The organism is Solirhodobacter olei, assembly GCF_004010155.1.
GTDB lineage: Bacteria > Pseudomonadota > Alphaproteobacteria > Rhodobacterales > Rhodobacteraceae > Solirhodobacter > Solirhodobacter olei.
Genome location: NZ_RRYH01000018.1, coordinates 1 through 19,124, shown reverse-complemented (window position 1 = coordinate 19,124; position 19,124 = coordinate 1). Strand labels below are relative to the sequence as shown.

The window sequence follows — 19,124 nt, the reverse complement described above, 5'->3', positions numbered from 1 at the left end:
TTTCCCCAGGTTCGAACAGCCTGGTTTCAAAATGCGGCGGCAATGCGGCAGGCGGAGGGGGAAGTCAAGGGCAGCTGGCGGCCATCCGGCGCGGCTCCGCCGGAAGTGACAGAAGTCGGTTCAAACCTTCGTTATCCTCGACCAGATCGGCCAGGGTGATGCGGTCGAGCGAGGCGTAGAAGGCCTCGAGCGCGGCCTTTAGCGCCTTTCGAAGAACGCAGACCTCGGTCAGCGGGCAGGAGTTGGCCGCCGGCTCGAAGCATTCGGCGAAGGGCACGCCTGCCTCGAAGGCGCGGCAGACGGCGCCGGCGGTGATCTGGTCTTTCGGCAGGCCGAGGCGCAGCCCGCCGTTGCGGCCGCGTACGGTCTGGACGAAGTCGAGCTGGCCCAGCGTATTGATCACCTGGGCGAGGTGGTTTTCCGAGCAGTTGCAGGCTTTTGCGATCTCGTGCTTTCGGAGCGTTTTGCCCTCGTTGACCGCGCAGGCCATCAGCGTACGCAGGGCGAGGTTGGTTCTGATCGTCAGACGCATCGCGCTTTCCCTCCCTAAACCTGTGTCTTGGATGCATTGATTCGTGGGGAATTTCCTTGATCTGGATCACGCACGCGTGAGGATTGGCCGCAGGCAGCAGGGCGAAGCGCGGTGGCGTCGCTTGGGGCTTGCGCCTCTCCGCGCGCTCCAGAACAATCCCGCACGACGCCCGGACCATCCCGTCCCCGGGCCGAAAAGGAGACGCTGCCATGATCCCGGTCCTCGACGGCCATAACGACTTTCTTTTGCGCCTGCTCCGGGCGCCCGACCGCCGCGACGAGATCTGGCTGACCGGCGAGGGCCGCGGGCATCTGGATCTGCCGCGGATGCAGGCGGGGGGCTTCGCGGGCGGGTTTTTCGCGATCTACATCCCGTCTCCGGTCACCACGGACGCGCCCGATTACGAGGCGATGATGGACAACCCGCCCTATGCCGTGCCGCTGCCGCCGCCGGTCCCGCTGGAGACGGCGCAGCCAGTGGCCCTGGCTATGGCTGGCCATCTGATGTGGATGGAGCGGGCGAGCGGCGGGAAGTTCCGGATTTGCCGCACCGTGGCCGAGGTCCGAGACTGCCTGTCGCGCGGGGTGATTGCCGCAATCATGCACATGGAGGGCGCCGAGGCGATTGATGGGGGGCTCGACGCGCTCCATGTCTTCCACGCAATGGGGCTGCGCTCGCTCGGGCCGGTCTGGAGCCGGCCGACGATCTTCGGTCATGGTGTGCCGTTCGGCTTCCCCGCCAGCCCCGACACCGGGCCGGGGCTGACCGAGGCGGGCAAGGCCCTGGTTCGGGCCTGCAACCAGCTGAAGATCCTGATCGACCTCAGCCACCTGAACGAGAAGGGCTTCGACGATGTCGCGCGGATCTCCGACGCGCCGCTGGTCGCGACCCATTCCAACGCCCATGCCGTCACCCCCTCGGCGCGCAACCTGACCGACCGGCAGCTTGCCGTGATCCGCGAGTCGAAAGGGATGGTGGGGCTGAACTACGCCACAGTCTTCCTGCGGCCCGACGGAAAGAAATCCCCCGACATGGGATGGGAGCCGGTGATGCGCCATCTCGATCATCTTCTGGCCAACCTTGGCGAGGATCACGTCGGGCTCGGCTCGGACTTCGACGGGGCGCTGGTGCCGAAGGAGATCGGCGATGTCACCGGCCTTCCGGCACTGCAGCAGGCCATGGCCGCGCATGGCTACGGCGCGCCCCTGATCCGCAAGCTCTGCCACGAGAACTGGCTGGGTGTGCTGGAACGGACCTGGGGGGGCTGATGGAGGAAAGGACCGACATCGAGACCTTGTCGCGCCTGCTGTCCGACCTGCCGCCGGGGCGCCGGCGGATCGTCGCCATCGCCGGCGCGCCGGGCTCGGGCAAGAGCCATGTCGCCGAGGCGCTGGTTGAGGCGGTGAACGCCCGCGTGCCCGGCCGCGCGGCGGTGCTGCCGATGGATGGCTATCATTTCGACGACGCCGTGCTGGAGGCGCGCGGCAGCCGCGCGCGCAAGGGCGCCCCCGACACGTTCGATGTCGGCGGCTTCGCCGCCATGCTGGTCCGCCTGCGCGGGAACGCCGAGGAGGAGGTCGCGGTGCCGGTCTTCGACCGCGCGATCGAGATCGCCCGCGCAGGCGCACGGCTGATCCCGCGTTCGGTGGAGCTGATCGTGGCGGAGGGCAACTACCTGCTTCTGGACATGCCCCCCTGGGACCGTCTCGACGGGCTCTTCGATCTCACCGTGCGGCTCGACGTGCCCGAGGCGATGCTGCGCCAGCGGCTGGAGGCGCGCTGGCAGGGCTACGGCCTTCCCCCCGGGGTGGTCCGCACCAAGATGGAGGAGAACGATCTGCCCAATGGCCGCCTGGTGCGGGCCCGCAGCCGGCCGGCCGATCTGGTGCTGGCGAACTGAGCGGCCCGGCGGCGATCCGCGTGTAAGGGCGTGACGATCCCGTGCCGGGGGTTCTCTCGCAGGACGCAAGGCGTTAGACCTTCTGCCAATTCCGATTTCCAAAACGGAAAGGTTCGTTCGATGATTTATCCCGTCCTCCTCTGCGGCGGCTCCGGTACCCGGCTCTGGCCGCTGTCGCGCAAGAGCTATCCCAAGCAATTCGCCGCACTGACCGGCGAGGAGAGCCTGTTCCAGGCCTCCGCCCGCCGCCTGTCGGGAGAGGAATTCGAGCCGCCGGCGGTGATCACCAGCGCCGATTTCCGCTTCATCGTGACCGAGCAGATGGCCGAGGCCGGGATCGACCCGGGCGCGGTGCTGATCGAACCGGAGCCCAAGAACACCGCGCCCGCCGTTCTGGCCGCCGCGGTCCACCTCGGCGCGAAGGATCCCGAGGCGATGATCCTCGTCGCCCCCTCCGACCATGTGATCCCCGATGCCGCGGCCTTCCGCGCCGCCGTCGCCGCCGCCGTGCCGGCGGCCGAGGCCGGGCGCATCGTCACATTCGGCATTCGTCCCGACCGGCCGGAGACGGGCTATGGCTATCTGGAACTGTCCGAGGCGCCGACGGGCGGGGAGGCGGTGCCGCTGAGCCGTTTTGTCGAGAAGCCCGGCGAGGCGAGGGCGGTGGAGATGCTGGCCGAGGGCCGCTACCTCTGGAATGCCGGGATCTTCCTTTTCAAGGCCTCGACCATACGGGCGGCCTTTGCCGAACATGCGCCGGAATTCCTCGCTCCCGTCGAGGCGGCGGTAGATGAGGCCAGGGCCGACCTCGGCTTCCTCAGGCTCGCCAAGGATCCCTGGGCGACGCTGCCCGACCTCTCCATCGACTACGCGGTGATGGAGCGGGCGGCAAACCTCTCGGTACTGCCCTTCGAGGGCGCATGGTCCGATCTCGGCGGCTGGGACGCGGTCTGGCGCGAGGCGGGACCCGATGCGCAGGGCGTTGTCACCAATGGCGCCGCGGTGGCGCTCGATTGTCAGAACACGCTGCTGCGGTCCGAATCCGCGGCGCAGGAGATCGTCGGCATCGGGCTCGACAATATCGTCGCCATCGCCATGCCCGATGCGGTCTTGGTCGCCGACATGTCGCGCGCGCAGGAGGTGCGGCGCGCGGTGGCGGCACTGAAGAAGAAGGGCGCGAAACAGGCCGAAACCCTGCCGCGCGACCACCGCCCCTGGGGCTGGTTCGAAAGCCTCGTCATCGGGTCGCGATTCCAGGTCAAGCGGATCGTGGTCACGCCGGGCGCCTCGCTTTCGCTGCAGAGCCACGTGCATCGCTCCGAGCACTGGATCGTGGTGGAGGGCACCGCGCTGGTCACCATCGACGACAAGAAGCAGCTCGTGGGCGAAAACCAGTCCGTCTACATCCCGCTCGGCGCCGTCCACCGGATGGAGAACCCGGGAAAGGTGCCGATGGTGCTGATCGAGGTGCAGACCGGCAGCTACCTCGGCGAGGACGACATCGTGCGCTACGAGGACGCCTATAGCCGCACATGACGCAGGACGCCGCGCCCTTCATCGCCGCGATCCGCTGCCTTGGGGGCGGCGCGGCCGATGACGCGCTGGCCGAGGCCGCGGCGCGGCTGAGGGCCGAAGGCTTTCGCCCATGCGGTCATGTTCAGCGGGCGGAGCCGGGGCGCGCGCGTGACGTCACGCTGGTCGAGGACGTGACGACCGGCGCCCGGCGCGCGATCACCCAGGATCTGGGCGCGGGGGCGACGGCCTGCGCGCTCGACCCCTCGGCCCTGGCGGAGGTCGCGGCGGGGCTTCTCGCCGCGCTCGATGGGCCGGTGGATCTTTTGATCCTCAACCGCTTTGGGCGGGGCGAGGCGGAGGGCGGCGGCCTGCGCGCGGCGCTGGAGAAGGCGGCGCTCCGGGGCGTTCCGGTGCTCGCCCTGCTGAAGGACGACTACGCGGCAGCCTGGGACGATTTCACCGGTGGGACCGAGCGGGTGGCGGCGGAGCCGGAGGCGATCCTCACCTGGGCGCGGCGCGCGATCGGCGCCGCGCGGACTGCCGCCTGAGGGCGGGGGCTATTTCTCTACGAAGGTGGTCTTGTCCTCTCCGAAGGTCTTGCGCCAGAGAGCGATGAACTGTGCCCGGCGCTGGCGGTCGAGACCAACCAGAAGGACCGGTGAAAGCGGGATCGGCCTGAGAAGCGAGGTGCCGGTGCCGCCGTCGCCACCGGCTTGGGTGGCGTAGATCTCGGACGGGCTGACGATCAGGTGGGTGGCGGAGAGCGCCCTGCGGCCGGCGGGCGACAGCAGGAAATCCACCAGCCGCCCCGCGCCGGCCGGATCCTTCGCCCGCGACGGGATCAGCGCCGCGCGTGACAGCATCAGCGTGTAATCCTCGGGCGCCACCACCACCAGCTCGGGATTGTGCGCCGCGCGTTCCAGCGCATAGGAGCCGAGCACGTTATAGGCGATCAGGTAGCGGCCCGAGATCACGCCGTCGATGATCTCGGCCGAGCAGCAGGTGGCCACCGCACGGGTCCGCCCGAAGGCCTCGATGAGCTGGCCGAAGGTGGTGGCCTGCTCGGAATCGGCGAAGGCGAAGAGATAACCGAGTCCCGAGGCCTCGATGTCATAGGTTGCCACGCGCCCGGCATAGCGGCTGTGCTCCGGGCGCAGGAGGTCCAGCAGATCGAAGCGGCTGTGCGGCGCCTCTCCGGGCGGCACCAGCGTGCGGTTGTAGACCATCACCGCCGGTTCGCGGGTGATCCCGAAGACCTCGTCGCGCCAGATCAGGTCGTCCGGCAGGGCGGCGACGGCGGCGGAGTGGTGGGGCTGGCTGCAGCCGTCGTTGACCAGCTTCACCTGCTGGTCGACGGCGGAGGAGATGATCAGGTCGGCCACCGGGAAACGCCCGGTGCAGGCTTTCGCGGCGGCCTCGTAAAGTGGGTTCGACCCCCATTGCTCATAGCCGACGGCCATGCCGGGGTTGGCCTCGGCGAAGGCGCGCAGGACCGGGGCAAAAAGCGCGATATCGGTGGTGCCGCGCACCAGCAGGCTGCGCAGCGGTGCCGTTGTCGGGCCGTAATGGGCCGTGGCCTCCGGCGCCAGCGGTGCGGCGGCGGCCGGCTGGGCGGCGAGGAGGGCGAGGAGCAGGACAAGTGCGCGGATCATCGGCGGCCCCCCGGCGGGGGCAGGAGGATCGCCGCCTCGAACCCGCCCGCTGCGGGGCGCGCGAAGGCAAGCGTGCCGCCGTGGGCGCGCGCCACGGCGGCTGCGATGGCAAGGCCAAGGCCGGCGCTCTTCGGCGAGACGCCGGTCTTGCGGGCGTAGCGGGTTGCCGCGTCGGGCCAATGCGCCTCGGGGATGCCGGGGCCGCGGTCGGCCGTGCCGATCTCCGGTCCCGCGGGCGTCGCCCGCACGAAAAGCCGCACCGGCGCGCGGCCGTAGCGCAGGGCGTTGCCGGCGAGGTTCTTGGTAGCCTCGACAAGCGAGAGAGTGTCGCCGAGGCAGGGCACAGCCTCCTCCGGCAAGTCCAGTTCCAGCTCCGCGCCGGTGGAGAAGAGGTCGTGGTCGGTCTCCTCCGCGGCGCGGATCGCGACGGTGCGCAGGTCGATCCGGTCGAGTGCGGCGGCATCGGCGCGGTGGATGATCAGCGCGTGGTTCAGAAGCTGGTCGGTCAGACGGCCGAGGCCCGCGGCGCGGTCGTGGATCCGGGCCAGGATGCCGCGCAGCCGGTCGGGGTCCTGTTCCTCCGCCGCCAGTTCCGCCTGCACCCGTAGCGCGGCTATGGGCGTGCGGAGCTGGTGCGAGGTGTCGGCGATCAGCGTGCGCATCGTCGCCACCTGCCGGTCAAGCCGGGCGATGAAGCGGTTGAGGGTGGCAACGAGGCTGCCGATCTCCGCCGGGACGGCGACGGAAATCGGCGTCAGGTCCTGCGCCGCGCGGGCGCCGAGGGCGCGCTCGATCCGCCGCAGGGGGCGCAGCGAGGAGCGCACGGCGAAGACCGCGAGCAGGCAGATCACCAGCCAGGCCAGCCCCGCCGCGGTCAGCGCGCCGCGGGTGATCTGCCACGCAAGCTCGGCCCGCGACCGGGTCGTCTGGCCGACGACGACGGTGACGGTGCCGGAAAAATGCCGCTCCGCGAAGCGGCGGTGGACCTGGACGAGGCGGATCGGCTCTCCGGTGAAGCGGCCATTGTAGAAGGTCTCGCCCTTCGGCGGCGACCTTACGCTGTCATAGCCGGTGATCACCGCACCGTCCGGGCCGAAGACTGCGTAGGTGATCCGGTCCTGTGGCGCGAGCGAGAGCAGCTGGAACGCCGCCACCGGCAGTTCCACCAGCGGCGCGCCGTCGCGGATGGTGATCGAACCCGCGATCTGGTTCGCCGCGCCGATCAGCAGCCGGTCGTAGCTTTCCTGCGCGGCATGGCGGCCATAGGCGAAGGCGGCGAGCGCCACTGCCAGACCGCCGAGCGCCAGCACCGCCGCGAGCGTGGCGGCGAGGCGGGCGGCCAGCGAGAGCGCGCGGGGCGCGGGATCAGGGATCGGTGACAAGCTGGTAGCCGAGGCCGCGGAGGGTCCTGATGGCGAGGCTCGATCCCTCGAGCTTGCGGCGGAGCCTGGCGATGTAAAGCTCGACCGCATTGGTCCCGACTGGCTCATCGTTGAAGGCATACATGCGTTCGAGGATGCGCTCCTTCGGGATCACCCGGCCGCGGTTCGCCAAGAGCGTCTCGAACAGCGAGAATTCGCGCCGGGTCAGCGCTACCGCCCGGCCGTCGACGGACAGCGTGCAGGCGGCCGGGTCGAAGCTGACATTGCCGATTTCCACCGTCCCTGCGCGGTCGGGCCCGGCGCGGCGGGTCAGCGCGCGGACGCGGGCCTCGATCTCGCGCAGATCGAAGGGCTTGACGACATAGTCATCCGCCCCGCTGTCGAGCGCGCTGATCCGGTCGTCGACCTTCGCCCGCGCGGTCAGCATCAGCACCGGCGTCGGCTTGCCCGATGCGCGCAGCGCGCGCAGGATCTCTGTCCCGGTGCCGTCGGGCAGCTCGATGTCGAGGATCGCCGCGTCATAGTCCTGCAGCGCGATCAGCTCCCGCGCGTCGGCCACGGTTCCGGCATGGTCGACCGCATCGCCGCGGCGGGCGAAGCCGGCGACGACGGCCTCGGCCACGTCCTCGGTGTCTTCGACGAGCAGGAGCCGCATCGGCCCAATTCCTCCCTGCCGGCTGTGCCGGCCTTCTTCCGGTCCGCGACTATAGGGCGGGCAGGGGGGCTGCGGAAGGGCGGCGATGACAGGTTCGTGACAGGCTCGCGGCCTAGAAGGCCCCATTCCGGCCCCCAAGGGAGAAGGCCGGTCCGAAAGACCTGGAGGAGACACATGCTCAATATCCGACTTCCCGGCCTCGGCCGGGGCCTCGCGCTCGCGTTTGCCGCCAGCGCGCTTCTCGCCGGCCCCTCGACCGCGTTCGAGCCCGGCAACGCCGAATGCATCGCCCCTGCGGCGCCCGGCGGCGGCTGGGACTTCACCTGCCGTCAGGTCGGAAAGGTGATGCAGGACCTCAAGATCATCCCGGGCACCATGCAGGTGACCAACCTCGCCGGCGGCGGCGGCGGCGTGGCCTATGCCGAGGTCGTCTCCAAGCGTTCGAAGGACAACAACCTGATCGTCGCGGCCTCCTCTGCCACGGCGACCCGGCTTGCCACCGGCGCCTTCCCGGGCAACACGATGGAGCAGATGCGCTGGGTCGGCTCGATCGGCGCGGATTACGGCGTCATCGCCGTCGCCAAGAATTCGCCGATCAAGACGCTGCCGGAGCTCTTCGCCAAGATCAAGGCGGACCCGACCTCGGTCTCCATCGCGGGCGGTTCGGCCGTGGGCGGCTGGGACCACCTGAAGGTGCTGATCGCGGCCAAAGCCGATGGGATCAACAACCTCCGCTCGATCAAGTACGTTCCGTTCGATGGCGGCGGCGAGGCGATCACGCAGCTTCTCGCCGGTTCGGTGCAGGCCTTCACGGGCGATGCCTCGGAAGCCAAGGGTTTTGTCGACTCGGGCGACATCCGGGTGATCGCGGTGCTGGCGCCGGAACGCCTGCCGGGCGCCTTCCACGCGTTCCCGACCGCCAAGGAGCAGGGGATCGACGCTGTCGGCGCCAACTGGCGCGGCTTCTACGCCCCGGGCGGGATGTCGGATGACGCCTACAAGTTCTGGGTCGCTTCGGTGAAGAAGGTCTATGCCTCGCCCGAGTGGAAGAAGGTCATGGAGCAGAACGGGCTCGCGCCGCTCGACCTCGACGGGCCGCAGTTCGAAGCCTTCGTCAAGAAGTCGATCAGTGACATCCAGACGATTTCCAAGGAAATCGGCCTGATCAAGTAAGCGGTTCACGCAGGCTTCGGATGCGGGCGGCCCTGTCGCCCGCATCTCATCATCCGGGGGGAGGAAGACTATGGGTGATCGCGCTCTCGGCGGTGTCGGCCTTGCGCTGGCCGCCTTCTACATCTGGCAGGCCACGCGGATCCAGGAGAGCTTCATCTCCGATCCGGTCGGGCCGAAAGGCTTTCCCTTCATCATCGGCGGGCTTCTGGCGCTGGCGAGCCTTGCCGTGATCCTGCGGCCCGATGCGCGGCCGCACTGGCCCTCGGCCGGCCGGCTTCTTGAGATCGCCGTCGCCGTCGCCGTCATGGTGGCCTATGCGATGCTGCTGCCGGATCTGGGCTTCGTCTTCGCGACTGCGCTGGCCTCTGCCTATTTCTCCTGGCGGCTCGGCGCCTCGGCGCTGCAGGCGGCGCTGGCGGGGATCGCCATCGCGCTTGGCATCTACGTCGTCTTCCACCTGCTGCTTGGCCTGACGCTGGCCAAGGGATTCCTGGGGATCTGAGCCATGGACGTGTTTTCCTCGCTCGGCCATGGCTTCGAGGTCGCGCTGACCTTCCAGAACCTCGGCCTTGCCTTCATCGGCTGCCTTCTGGGCACCGTCATCGGCGCCCTGCCGGGGCTTGGCCCCTCGAACGGGGTGGCGATCCTGATCCCGCTCTCGTTCTCGCTCGGGCTCGACGCGACGGCGGCGCTGATCCTGCTGACCTCGGTCTATTACGGGGCGATGTACGGCGGGCGGATCAGCTCGATCCTGCTAAACATACCCGGCGACGAGCCTGCCGTGATGACCACGCTCGACGGCTATCCGATGGCCCGGGCGGGCAAGGCGGGCGAGGCGTTGGCGATCTCGGGCATCGCCTCCTTCGTGGGCTCTTTCATCGCGACCTGGGGGCTGGTGTTCCTGGCGCCGCAGCTCGTCAAGGTCGCGCTGCTCTTCGGGCCGGCGGAGTATTTCGCGCTTTATGTGCTGGCCTTCGCGACGCTGGGCGGGATCTCCTCTGCCAACCAGGCCAAGGCAGCCTTCGCCGCCGCGCTCGGCCTCGGCATCGCGATGATCGGGGTGGACGGGCAGACCGGGGTGCCGCGCTTCTCCTTCGGGACGGTGCATCTTTATGACGGGATCGACTTCCTCGTCGCCATCGTCGGGCTTTTCGCGCTCTCCGAGGTGCTGATCTTCCTCGAGCACCGGGGAGAGGGCGAAGTCCATGGCAAGGTCGCGATCGGCCGGCCGGTCGCCTCCTGGGCGGTGCTGAAACACTGCACGCCGGCGATGCTGCGCTCGACCGTCATTGGCTTCGTTGCGGGCGTGCTGCCGGGGGCAGGGGCCTCGCTCGGCTCCTTCATGGCCTATGCGACGGAGAAGAACATCTCGAACCGCGACAAGACCTTCGGGACCGGCGATCCGCGGGGGGTGGCGGCGCCCGAGGCGGGGAACAATGCCGCGGCCGGGGGCGCGCTGGTGCCGATGCTGGCGCTGGGTGTGCCGGGCTCGGGGACGACTGCGGTTCTTCTGGCGGTGCTCCTGTCGCTCAACATCACGCCGGGGCCGCTGCTGTTCGCGCAGCACCCCGATGTCGTCTGGGGCCTGATCGCGGCGCTCTTTATGGCGAACGTGATGCTGATCGCGATGAACCTGCCACTGGTCGGCATCTTCGCCCGCGTGCTGCTGATCCCGCCGCGCTTCCTGATGCCGCTCGTCGCGATGATCTCCTTCGTTGGGATCTACGGCATCAACGGCTCCACCTTCGATCTTTACGAGATGGTGGTCTTCGGCATGCTCGGCTGGGTGCTCAGGAAATTCGACGTGCCGCTGGTGCCGGTGATCATGGGCGTGCTGCTTGGCAACCAGATGGAGGCCAACCTGCGCCGGGCGCTGACGATCTCCAACGGCGACTGGGGGGCGCTGCTGCATTCGCCGCTGGCGATCGCGCTCTGGGTGCTGGCGGCGGTGGGCTTCCTGCTGCCGATCGTCGTCGGCAAGCGCGTGAAGGCGCGGATGGCGCGGGCCAAGGGCGAGCTGGCCGAGGCGATGGACGCCGACTAAGCCCGGGGCGCCGCAGGCCGCCCCGCTCTGTTTCAGCGCTTCTTCTTGCCGCCGCCCTGCGGCGCGCGCGTGGCCATCTCGCGGGCCATCTTGGCCGCGGCCATCAGCTCTTCCGCGATCTCCTCGGCCTCTTCCGGCTCGAAGTCGAGCGGCAGCTCCATGCCCTCGCCCTCGACATAGATCCGCACCATGCCCAGCGTCGTCGGCCCGATCTGCAGGTTCGCCGCGATCTCGCTTTCCTTGTCGATGCTCATGAGGCCCTCCGTTTGACTCTCGCTAGCCCCGGGCGCGGACGCAGGCAAGCGAAGGTTGCTTGACTCAGGCAAGTAAATTGTCATTCTTCCTCGCAATTACGCCGGGGGAGGAGCCCGATGGACCGCATCGACCGTATCCGCGCCTTCAACCGCTTCTATACCGGGCGGCTCGGGCTTCTGGAGAAGAGCTACCTCTCCAGCGGACTGACCCTGCCGGAGGTGCGCGTGCTCTACGAGCTGGCGGAGGGGGAGCTCAGGACCGCCCGCGGTCTCGCCCAGGCCTTCGGCCTCGACGAGGGCTACCTGAGCCGGATCCTGAAGCGCTTCCGCGCAAGGGGCTGGGTCGTCCGGCGGCCGGACCCGCAGGACGCCCGCCAGTCACTGCTGTCGCTGACCCCCGCGGGTCTCGCCGCCTTCCGCCCGCTCGTGCAGCGCTCACGCAGCGATATCGGCGAGATGGTCTCCACCCTCGACCCGGCGGGGCAAGAGGCGCTCTGCGCCGCGATGGACCGTGCCCGGGGCCTGCTGGAGGAGGGGGCGGGCGAGATCACGCTGCGCGACCTCGCCCCCGGCGACGCGGGCTGGATCATCTCCCGCCACGGCGCGCTTTATGCCGCCGACGAGGGCTATGACATGCGCTTCGAGGGGCTGGTGGCGGGCATTCTCGCAGGCTTCATCGAGCGCCATGACCCGGACTGCGAGCGCGGCTGGATCGCCGAACGGGCGGGCGAGCGGCTCGGCTGCATCTTCTGCGTGCGGGAAAGCGCGGAGGTGGCGCGGCTCCGCCTCTTCCTTGTCGAGCCCGCGGCGCGGGGCACGGGCCTGGGCAAGCGGCTTCTCGCGGCCTGCACCGATTACGCGCGGGCGCGCGGCTACCGCCGCATGGTGCTTTGGACGCATGAGAGCCACCGCGCGGCCTGCGCGCTCTATGCCGCCACCGGCTGGCGAATGGTAGAGGCCGTGCCGACGCAGGCCTTCGGCCAGGCGGTGGTCGACCAGACCTGGGAGCTCGCGCTGTGAGGGCAGCGCGCGGCCTCGTCGCGGCGGCGCCGACCGGCGCTCTGGGCCCGCGCGGATCGTCCAATTCGTCGCGCTCGCCTCTGTCACGTCGGCGCTTTCGGGCGTGATCCCGTCGGGAGGGACGCCTGGGGCGGCGCTCTGGCCGGGGCTCTCGCCGGTCCTCGCCGGGGCGCGTTGACCAGCCGCGGCGCAGGCGCCGAGGCCCTTCAATGAGCCCTTGCAATCGCGGGGAGGTGGCGATAAATCCCCGCCAGTGCCGCCTTAGCTCAGTTGGTTAGAGCACCAGATTGTGGATCTGGGGGTCCCCCGTTCGAGCCGGGGAGGCGGTACCACTTCTCCCCATCTGCCATGCTTAGGTCTTGCCGGGATTGGTGCGCCGCAGCCAGCGACCTCAACCGCATGCGCCCCGGCGCCCTTTTCGGGGCACCGAGGGCGCTTTGACGTCTTGCGAAATCCCTCAGGCCGCTTCGGCGAGGCCGTTCAGGCGTGCCATCACCCCGTCGGATAACGCCAGCGCGGCGGCAGCGATGTTCTCGCGCAGGTGGCTGCGGCGCGAGGTGCCGGGGATCAGCAGAATGTTCGGGCTTCGCTTCAACAGCCAGGCCAGTGCCACGCTCTGAGCGGATTGCCCGAGTTCGGCCGCGATCCGGTGCAGCCCCTCGGTCTGCAGGGGCGTGAAGCCGCCGAGCGGGAAATAGGGCACGTAGGCGATGCCGTCCTCCGCCAGCAAGTCGATCATCTCATCGTCCCCGCGCTCGACGAGGTTGTAGTGGTTCTGCACACAGACCACCTCGGCCACGTCCCGCGCGGCCCTTAGCTGTGCCATGTCCACCGTACTGATGCCGATATGTCCGATCAGGCCTTCCGCCTGCATCTGCCGCATGGCGCGCATCGGTGCGATGATGTCATCCTCCGGGCCACCCATGCGCAGGTTCACGATCGCCATCCGGTCGAGGCCGAGCCGTTCGAGGTTCTCCTCCACCGAGCGGCGCAGGAATGCCGGGCTGCGTTCCAGGATCCAGTCGCCGGAATCGTCGCGCCAGGCGCCGATCTTGGTGACCAGGGTCAGCTGTTCCGGATAGGGATGCAGCGCCTCGCGGATCAGCTGGTTGGTGACATGCGGACCATAGAAATCCGACGTGTCGATGTGGTCGATGCCGAGCGCGAGCGCCTCGCGCAGCACGGCCAGCGCCTCGTCGGGGTCCTTCGGCGGGCCGAAGACATGCGGGCCGGCGAGCTGCATCGCGCCATAGCCCATCCGGTTCACCGTGATTGTGGTGCCCGGGAAGGTGAAGCGCCCGGCGGCGGTGGCGGGGGAGGACGGAGGGGAAGCGGCAGGGGTAAGATCGGTCATGGAGATCTCCTTTCGCGACAGAGATGGCGCAAGGAGCGCTGATTGATAATCCGGGCAATTCCGAATAGGTTGTTCGGCATGCCGAACACTGCAGGTCAGCCCTCGCTCGACGATCTCTCGGTCTTCCTGGCCGTGGCCGAGGCGGGCGGCTTCCGTGCCGCCGCGCGGCGGCTCGGGCTTTCGGCCTCGACGGTGAGCGAGACGGTCTCGCGGCTGGAACGGCAGGTGGGTGTGCCGCTTCTCAGCCGCACCACCCGCAGCGTCCGGCTGACGGAGACCGGGCGCGAGCTCGCGGGGCGCCTTGCGCCGCTTCTGACCGGAGCGCAGGCGGCGCTTGACGCGGCGGCAAGCTCGGGCGAGGCGGTGCGGGGGCTGCTGAAGCTCAACGTGCCCGGCGCGGTGATGGTCGACATTCTGCCGCCGCTGATCGATGGCTTTCTCACCGCCCATCCCGGCGTGCGGATGGAGGTGCAGGTCGACGACCGGCTGATCGACGTGACGGCGGCGGATTGCGACGCGGGCATCCGCTACGGAGAGCATCTGGCGCAGGACATGATCGCCGTGCCGATCGGCCCGCGCCGGCAGCGCTCGGCGCTGGTGGCGGCGCCCGCCTACCTTGCCCGTCGCGGGTTGCCGCGCCACCCCGGCGATCTTCTGGAACACGATTGCCTCCGCGTCCGCTTTGCAAGCGGCGCGTTGGCGGCATGGGAACTGTCTAAGGACGGCGAGGTACTCGTGGTCGATCCGCCGGCGCGGGTTGTCGTAGGGGCCGCCGCGCCGCATGCGGTGATCGACCTTGCCGTCGCCGGGCAGGGGATCGTCGGCATCTTTCACAACTGGGTGGCGCCGCATCTGGAAAGCGGTGCGCTCGTCCCTGTGCTGAAGGACTGGTGGTCCGATTTCGAGGGCCCGCGGCTCTATTTCTCCAGCCGCTTCATGCCGCCGCCGCTGCGCGCCTTCGTCGATTACATCGCCGGGCCGGGTGCGGAGCGTGGCACCTAGCGGGGAAGGCCCATGCGCCGGCCGCCCGCTGCGCCCGGTCCTCGCTCGCGTCAACGGGCGCTGAGGGCGGGGAAAGGGGGTGGCGCGGCCGCCTCCCGTTCCGGCCTTTGCGATCACGAGTCCGGCACCGCGCGCCCGGGCCCTCGCGCCTCCCTGAAGAGAGGCGTAAGGCCACGCGGTCTCTAACACTGGTAGCCTGCGCATGAACCGGACAACCGGGATCACGCCCGAGACCGACTCGGGGTTGCGGACGATCCGCCTTCTGATCGGCATCCGGGCCGTTCGCAGCATTGGCCAGGGCGCGCTGGTCGTCGACTTTTCGCTTTATCTGCACCGTCTCGGCTGGAGCGCGGTGGAGATCAGCCTGGTCCTTGGCGGGGCGCTGCTGTTCGGTTCCGTGCTGACGCTGATCGTCGGCCCGTTGAGCGACCGCGCCGGCCGCCGCCGCTTCCTTCTGGCATATGAGAGCGTGCAGCTTCTTGCCGCCCTCGTCGCGGCGCTGAGCGCCGCGCCGCTGGCCATCGGCCTGGCCGGGATCGTCGGCGGCTTCGGGCGGGGCGGCAACGGCGCGGCGGGCCCGTTCTCGCCGGTCGAGCAAGCCTGGATCGCACAGAGCGCCCCGGCCGGGTCGCGCGGCCGGATCTTCAGCATCAACGGCGCGGCGGGCGCGGCCGGCATGGCGGTCGGCGGGCTTCTGGCGACCTCGCCCTCGTGGCTGCAAGGGGTGCTGCCCGGTGCGCTCGCCTTCCGGCCGCTGTTCCTGCTCTGCACGCTTTCTTCGGCCGTCTGTCTCGTGCTGATCTCCCGCGCCGAGGACCGCGAGGCCAGGCCCGCCCGCCTGCGCGACGCGGCCCCAGAGGCGGCGCCGCTTCCCGATGCCGCTGAGGCCGCGATCCGCAAGCGCGAGAACGGGATGATCCTGCGGCTCATCCTGTCGAACATGCTGAACGGCAGCGGGATCGGCATGACCGGGCCGCTGATCTCTTACTGGTTCGCGATCCGCTTCGGCGAGGGGCCTGCATCGATCGGCTCGCTCATGGCGCTCGGATTTCTCCTGTCAGGCGCCGGGCTCTTGGTGACGGGCCGTCTCGCCGACCGCTTCGGCGCGGTGAGGATGGTGGTGATCATGCGGCTTGTCGGCCTTGCCATGCTGATCGCGATGCCGTTCGCGCCAAGCTTCTGGATCGCGGCCGGGCTCTACATGTTCCGCAGTGTCTTCAACCGCTCCACCACTGGCGCCCGCAGCGCGGTGATGGCCGGCATCGTCCGCCAGCACCGCCGCGGGCTTGCCGCCAGCGCGGCCTCCGTCTCGCTGCAGATCCCGCGCTCCGTCGGGCCGGTGGTGACCGGCGCGCTGTTCGAGGCGGGGTTTCTGGAGCTTCCCTTCGTCATCGCCGCGGTTTTCCAGGGCGCCTATATCTACATGTACCACCGAAGCTTCAGCGGCGCCGAGCTGGAGTAGGGCCCGCGCCCCGCGCCTTCAGCGCTCGAACATCGGCCGCATCGGCCGGTCGAGGCCATGCCTGCCGGGTCGTCCATGCCGGCTTCGCCTGCGGCGCGATCATGCCGAGGGCCGGTCGCGGCCCGGTCACATTCCCGTCGGGGCCGCCCGGGCGGTTTCACCCCGCGCCGATTTGGTCTTTAAGATGCGCCGGGATCGGGACAGGCGCATGAACAGGACTTGCAGGCATCTCTTCTTTCGGCCGGCGGCGCGGGGCGCGCGCCTCGGGCGGGCGCTGGCCCTGACGCTCGCGCTGATCGGCCCGGTGCTGGCGCTCTGGCCCACGCAGGCGCGGGCGGACCAGACCCTGACCGCACTGGCGGTGTTCCAGCCCAAGACCTCCTTCATCGTCGATCACGCGGCGGGCTTCGGCCCGACATCGAAGCCGACGATCAACCTCGTCCTGTCGCTGTCGCGCCCGGTGCCCTACCGGGTCTTCACGCTCGCCAACCCGCCGCGCCTCGTCCTCGATTTCCACGAGGTGAAATGGTCGGCCTTCGATGCCGCCACCTTCTCCCGCTCCCGGCATGTCAAGGCGGTCCGCGCCGGGGCGATCGCGCAGGGCTGGTCGCGCATGGTGATCGCGCTCGACGGACCCTACGCGGTCCGCCAGGCGGAAATGGCGACGCGCAACCTCGATGGCGGCGCGATGGTGCAGCTGCAGCTTGCCCCAACCTCCCACAAGGCCTTTCTCGCCTCCGCCGGTGCGCCTTCCTCCGGTCGCTGGGCGCTGCCGAAACCTGCGCCCGTCGGCCCGCCCAAGCGCCGCCAGACCGGCGATCGGCCGCTGACAGTGGTGCTCGACCCCGGCCACGGCGGGATCGACCCCGGCTCAATCAACGGTGTGATCTACGAGAAGGACATCACCCTCAGCTTCGCGCGTGCGCTGCGCGAGGTGCTGATCCGCGACGGCCTTCACGTGGTGATGACCCGCGACAAGGATGTCTTCGTGCCGCTGGAGACGCGGCTCTCGATCGCGCGGGCGGCAGGGGCGGACCTGTTCCTGTCGATCCACGCCGATGCAGAGGCTTCGCGCGAGGCGCGCGGCGCCACCGTCTATACGCTCGCCAAGAAGGCCACCGACCGCGCCTCTGCCGAACTCGCCGCCCGCCATGACCGCGACGACATCATGGCGGGGGTGAACCTCGCGAATACCGACGACCGCATCGCCACGGTGCTGATGGATCTGGCGCGGACCGAGAACCAGCCGCGGTCGGACATGTTCGCGGCCGACCTCGTGAAGTCGATCACCGCCGCGGGCATACGCATGCGCCACCGCCCGCATCTGGAGGCCGCGTTCTCGGTGCTGAAATCTCCCGATATCCCCTCGGCGCTGCTTGAGCTCGGCTATCTTTCCAGCTCGGCCGACCTGAGGAACCTGCAGGACCTTGCCTGGCGGGGAAAGATGGAAAAGGCGATCGCCGTGGCGATGGACCACTGGGCCAGACAGGACGCGGCCCAGGCGACCCTGCTGCGGCATTGAGCGGGCGGCGGGTTGCGGCAAGGGCTGCGGATATGTATCCACTGGCGCACCGCGCCATGACCCCGGGGCCGGCACCGCGGGCGGGCGCAACACGGACAGGACGATGAGCGGACGGATTTCGCATCGATTGAACAAGGCCCTCGGGCGCCTGATCCCGGAGCGGCTCGTGTTCCTGCGGTCCGACACCGAGACGCGCTTCCTGCGGCTGACCCCCTCGGCGCAGGTGATGGTGCTCGCCGGCTCGGCGCTGCTGATCGGCTGGGCGATCCTGGCCACCTCGATCATGGTCGTGGGCACACTCTCGGCCGGCGACGCGCATCAGCAGTCGATCCTCGAGCAGGGCATCTTCCAGGGTCGGCTGAAGGCGCTGACCCAAGCCCGCGAGGCCCATACGGCCGAGATCGCCTCGGCCTCCCAGCGGTTCGAGACCGCGCTTGGCCAGGTGTCGCAGATGCAGACCGAGCTGCTCGCCTCGGAGGATCACCGCAAGGAGCTGCAGACCGATATCGACGTGGTCCAGCAGATCCTGCGCCGCGCCATCCGCCAGCGCGACGCCGCCCGCGACGAGGCCGAGCGGCTGCGCCACAAGCTGACCCGTGTCAGCGGCGCGAACTATACCACGGCCGGCCGCGACGAGGACGCCGCCGCCACGCTGGACGCGATTTCGGCGGAGCTGTGGAAGACCGCGAGCGCCCGCGATGACGCCGTCGCCCGCCATGCGGCAGCCGAGGCCGCGGCCGCGCACGCCCAACGCGGCGCCAAGTTGATCGAGCAGCGCAACGCGCTGCTCTTCGCGCAGCTCGACAGCGCCGTCACCGCCGCCGCCGCGCCGATGGGGACGATGTTCAAGTCGATCGGCCTCGATCCGAAGCGCGTCGTCGCCGAGATGCGGGCAAGCTACGACGCCGGGTCGGGCGGCGTGCTCTCGCCCCTTACGCTCAAGCCCCATGACGCGCAGGGCGCCCATGACGTGAGCGCCGCAAACCGCCTGCTGGAGAGCCTGCGCGCGCTCAACGACTACCGTCTTGCGGAAGAGCATCTGCCCCTCGGCCTGCCGCTGAAGACGAGGTTTGTCTACACCTCGCCCTTCGGGCCGCGCACCGATCCCTTCACCGGCAGGAGCAATTTCCACCCGGGCATCGACATGGCCAGCGCCTATGGCACGCCGATCTATGCGACGGGCGAGGGGGTGGTGATCCATGCCGGCTGGATAAGCGGCTACGGGCGCGAGGTGCTGATCCAGCACGCCTTCGGGGTGAAGTCGCTCTACGGCCATATGTCGCAGGTTCGCGTGAAGGTGGGCGAGCATGTCACCCGCGGCCAGCGCATCGGCGACATGGGCAGCTCCGGCCGCTCCACCGGCACGCATCTTCATTACGAGATCCGCATCGGCAACCGCCATGTCGACCCGGTGCCCTACATCAGGGCCCTCGCTGCCCCCAGCCAGGGCCGCCGCGTGGCGGATTTCGAGATCCACCGCGAAGGCCGGATCGTGAAATAGGACAGGTGGCGGGGCAGGCGGTCAGCAGCCTGGAACCGCCCGGATCCGCCGATTCAGCCTTGGGGAGAGAAGCCGGCCGTTGGGACCTGCAAAGGCGCCTGCGCAGCCAACGGGTCGGGCCCGGGGCGCCTGCGTCAAAGGCGGTTGAACGGTATC

The 19,124-nt window shown here is 69.5% G+C and carries 18 protein-coding genes and 1 tRNA gene; 13 read left to right on the top strand and 6 right to left on the bottom strand.

The features are described from left to right. Positions 1 to 64: 64 nt before the first annotated feature. The gene (locus EIP85_RS13710) at positions 65 to 532 is read right to left on the bottom strand and encodes an Rrf2 family transcriptional regulator (protein ID WP_127902762.1); all 468 of its coding nucleotides are present in this window, start codon (positions 530 to 532) and stop codon (positions 65 to 67) included. A 209-nt stretch (positions 533 to 741) separates the two neighbouring features. On the opposite strand from EIP85_RS13710, the gene EIP85_RS13705 reads away from it, so the two are divergent. The 4 genes from EIP85_RS13705 to EIP85_RS13690 all read left to right on the top strand — a co-directional run bounded on the left by EIP85_RS13705 (position 742) and on the right by EIP85_RS13690 (position 4,495). Beyond that, positions 742 to 1,800, top strand: coding sequence for a dipeptidase (locus tag EIP85_RS13705; RefSeq protein WP_127902761.1), 1,059 nt, complete (start codon positions 742 to 744; stop codon positions 1,798 to 1,800). Beyond that, complete coding sequence (locus tag EIP85_RS13700) at positions 1,800 to 2,432, top strand: nucleoside/nucleotide kinase family protein (protein ID WP_127902760.1); 633 nt, start codon at positions 1,800 to 1,802, stop codon at positions 2,430 to 2,432. The genes EIP85_RS13705 and EIP85_RS13700 overlap by 1 nt, the downstream gene beginning before the upstream one ends. 120 nt (positions 2,433 to 2,552) lie before the next feature. Next, the gene (locus EIP85_RS13695; RefSeq protein ID WP_127902759.1) at positions 2,553 to 3,968 is read left to right on the top strand and encodes a mannose-1-phosphate guanylyltransferase/mannose-6-phosphate isomerase; all 1,416 of its coding nucleotides are present in this window, start codon (positions 2,553 to 2,555) and stop codon (positions 3,966 to 3,968) included. Beyond that, positions 3,965 to 4,495 (top strand): DUF2478 domain-containing protein, encoded by a 531-nt coding sequence (locus EIP85_RS13690; protein WP_127902758.1) that lies wholly within the window; start codon positions 3,965 to 3,967, stop codon positions 4,493 to 4,495. Before EIP85_RS13695 ends, EIP85_RS13690 begins: the two co-directional genes overlap by 4 nt. Positions 4,496 to 4,504: 9 nt before the next feature. Here the strand turns inward: EIP85_RS13690 and EIP85_RS13685 are convergent, their stop codons facing one another. The 3 genes from EIP85_RS13685 to EIP85_RS13675 are packed head-to-tail and all read right to left on the bottom strand — an operon-like array spanning position 4,505 to position 7,636. Next, a complete protein-coding gene (locus tag EIP85_RS13685) occupies positions 4,505 to 5,599 on the bottom strand; it encodes an ABC transporter substrate-binding protein (RefSeq protein ID WP_127902757.1) in 1,095 nt (364 codons plus the stop codon). Continuing rightward, positions 5,596 to 6,981, bottom strand: coding sequence for a sensor histidine kinase (locus EIP85_RS13680; protein WP_241560018.1), 1,386 nt, complete (start codon positions 6,979 to 6,981; stop codon positions 5,596 to 5,598). The genes EIP85_RS13685 and EIP85_RS13680 overlap by 4 nt, the downstream gene beginning before the upstream one ends. Beyond that, on the bottom strand, positions 6,965 to 7,636 hold the full coding sequence (locus EIP85_RS13675; RefSeq protein WP_127902755.1) for a response regulator transcription factor: 672 nt from the start codon (positions 7,634 to 7,636) through the stop codon (positions 6,965 to 6,967). The genes EIP85_RS13680 and EIP85_RS13675 overlap by 17 nt, the downstream gene beginning before the upstream one ends. A 174-nt stretch (positions 7,637 to 7,810) precedes the next feature. Here EIP85_RS13675 and EIP85_RS13670 point away from each other — a divergent pair, with 174 nt between their 5' ends. The 3 genes from EIP85_RS13670 (at position 7,811) to EIP85_RS13660 (ending at position 10,853) form a co-directional block, all read left to right on the top strand. Next, complete coding sequence (locus EIP85_RS13670) at positions 7,811 to 8,809, top strand: Bug family tripartite tricarboxylate transporter substrate binding protein (RefSeq protein WP_127902754.1); 999 nt, start codon at positions 7,811 to 7,813, stop codon at positions 8,807 to 8,809. A gap of 70 nt (positions 8,810 to 8,879) precedes the next feature. Beyond that, on the top strand, positions 8,880 to 9,311 hold the full coding sequence (locus EIP85_RS13665; RefSeq protein ID WP_127902753.1) for a tripartite tricarboxylate transporter TctB family protein: 432 nt from the start codon (positions 8,880 to 8,882) through the stop codon (positions 9,309 to 9,311). Positions 9,312 to 9,314: 3 nt separating this feature from the next. Continuing rightward, positions 9,315 to 10,853 (top strand): tripartite tricarboxylate transporter permease, encoded by a 1,539-nt coding sequence (locus EIP85_RS13660; RefSeq protein ID WP_127902752.1) that lies wholly within the window; start codon positions 9,315 to 9,317, stop codon positions 10,851 to 10,853. Positions 10,854 to 10,885: 32 nt separating this feature from the next. On the opposite strand, the gene EIP85_RS13655 is transcribed toward EIP85_RS13660, so the two are convergent. Next, a complete protein-coding gene (locus EIP85_RS13655; protein ID WP_127902751.1) occupies positions 10,886 to 11,107 on the bottom strand; it encodes a DUF6324 family protein in 222 nt (73 codons plus the stop codon). Between the two features lie 117 nt (positions 11,108 to 11,224). Between EIP85_RS13655 and EIP85_RS23430 the strand changes: the two genes are divergently transcribed. Both EIP85_RS23430 and EIP85_RS13645 read left to right on the top strand, forming a co-directional pair. Further along, a complete protein-coding gene (locus EIP85_RS23430; RefSeq protein WP_127902750.1) occupies positions 11,225 to 12,127 on the top strand; it encodes a GNAT family N-acetyltransferase in 903 nt (300 codons plus the stop codon). A gap of 255 nt (positions 12,128 to 12,382) precedes the next feature. After that, positions 12,383 to 12,459 (top strand) — tRNA-His (locus EIP85_RS13645). 125 nt (positions 12,460 to 12,584) lie between these two features. On the opposite strand, the gene EIP85_RS13640 is transcribed toward EIP85_RS13645, so the two are convergent. Then, positions 12,585 to 13,481, bottom strand: coding sequence for an oxidoreductase (locus tag EIP85_RS13640; protein ID WP_127902749.1), 897 nt, complete (start codon positions 13,479 to 13,481; stop codon positions 12,585 to 12,587). Positions 13,482 to 13,559: 78 nt separating this feature from the next. Here EIP85_RS13640 and EIP85_RS13635 point away from each other — a divergent pair, with 78 nt between their 5' ends. The 4 genes from EIP85_RS13635 (at position 13,560) to EIP85_RS13620 (ending at position 18,968) form a co-directional block, all read left to right on the top strand. After that, positions 13,560 to 14,483: a LysR family transcriptional regulator gene (locus EIP85_RS13635; RefSeq protein ID WP_127902748.1), complete on the top strand. Its 924-nt coding sequence runs from the start codon at positions 13,560 to 13,562 to the stop codon at positions 14,481 to 14,483. Between the two features lie 202 nt (positions 14,484 to 14,685). Next, positions 14,686 to 15,945, top strand: coding sequence for an MFS transporter (locus EIP85_RS13630; RefSeq protein WP_127902747.1), 1,260 nt, complete (start codon positions 14,686 to 14,688; stop codon positions 15,943 to 15,945). Positions 15,946 to 16,153: 208 nt separating this feature from the next. Continuing rightward, on the top strand, positions 16,154 to 17,467 hold the full coding sequence (locus EIP85_RS13625; RefSeq protein ID WP_127902746.1) for an N-acetylmuramoyl-L-alanine amidase: 1,314 nt from the start codon (positions 16,154 to 16,156) through the stop codon (positions 17,465 to 17,467). A 103-nt stretch (positions 17,468 to 17,570) separates the two neighbouring features. After that, positions 17,571 to 18,968 (top strand): DUF5930 domain-containing protein, encoded by a 1,398-nt coding sequence (locus tag EIP85_RS13620; protein WP_127902745.1) that lies wholly within the window; start codon positions 17,571 to 17,573, stop codon positions 18,966 to 18,968. The last annotated feature ends 156 nt before the right edge of the window (positions 18,969 to 19,124 follow it).

Bases quoted from the DNA above. Each gene is read 5' to 3' on its own strand.
- EIP85_RS13665 (WP_127902753.1), top strand. From the start codon at position 8,880: ATGGGTGATCGCGCTCTCGGCGGTGTCGGCCTTGCGCTGGCCGCCTTC.
- EIP85_RS13655 (WP_127902751.1), bottom strand. From the start codon at position 11,107: ATGAGCATCGACAAGGAAAGCGAGATCGCGGCGAACCTGCAGATCGGG.
- EIP85_RS13685 (WP_127902757.1), bottom strand. From the start codon at position 5,599: ATGATCCGCGCACTTGTCCTGCTCCTCGCCCTCCTCGCCGCCCAGCCG.
- EIP85_RS13625 (WP_127902746.1), top strand. From the start codon at position 16,154: ATGAACAGGACTTGCAGGCATCTCTTCTTTCGGCCGGCGGCGCGGGGC.
- EIP85_RS23430 (WP_127902750.1), top strand. From the start codon at position 11,225: ATGGACCGCATCGACCGTATCCGCGCCTTCAACCGCTTCTATACCGGG.
- EIP85_RS13660 (WP_127902752.1), top strand. From the start codon at position 9,315: ATGGACGTGTTTTCCTCGCTCGGCCATGGCTTCGAGGTCGCGCTGACC.
- EIP85_RS13675 (WP_127902755.1), bottom strand. From the start codon at position 7,636: ATGCGGCTCCTGCTCGTCGAAGACACCGAGGACGTGGCCGAGGCCGTC.
- EIP85_RS13690 (WP_127902758.1), top strand. From the start codon at position 3,965: ATGACGCAGGACGCCGCGCCCTTCATCGCCGCGATCCGCTGCCTTGGG.
- EIP85_RS13695 (WP_127902759.1), top strand. From the start codon at position 2,553: ATGATTTATCCCGTCCTCCTCTGCGGCGGCTCCGGTACCCGGCTCTGG.
- EIP85_RS13710 (WP_127902762.1), bottom strand. From the start codon at position 532: ATGCGTCTGACGATCAGAACCAACCTCGCCCTGCGTACGCTGATGGCC.
- EIP85_RS13630 (WP_127902747.1), top strand. From the start codon at position 14,686: ATGAACCGGACAACCGGGATCACGCCCGAGACCGACTCGGGGTTGCGG.
- EIP85_RS13705 (WP_127902761.1), top strand. From the start codon at position 742: ATGATCCCGGTCCTCGACGGCCATAACGACTTTCTTTTGCGCCTGCTC.
- EIP85_RS13640 (WP_127902749.1), bottom strand. From the start codon at position 13,481: ATGACCGATCTTACCCCTGCCGCTTCCCCTCCGTCCTCCCCCGCCACC.
- EIP85_RS13620 (WP_127902745.1), top strand. From the start codon at position 17,571: ATGAGCGGACGGATTTCGCATCGATTGAACAAGGCCCTCGGGCGCCTG.
- EIP85_RS13635 (WP_127902748.1), top strand. From the start codon at position 13,560: ATGCCGAACACTGCAGGTCAGCCCTCGCTCGACGATCTCTCGGTCTTC.
- EIP85_RS13670 (WP_127902754.1), top strand. From the start codon at position 7,811: ATGCTCAATATCCGACTTCCCGGCCTCGGCCGGGGCCTCGCGCTCGCG.
- EIP85_RS13700 (WP_127902760.1), top strand. From the start codon at position 1,800: ATGGAGGAAAGGACCGACATCGAGACCTTGTCGCGCCTGCTGTCCGAC.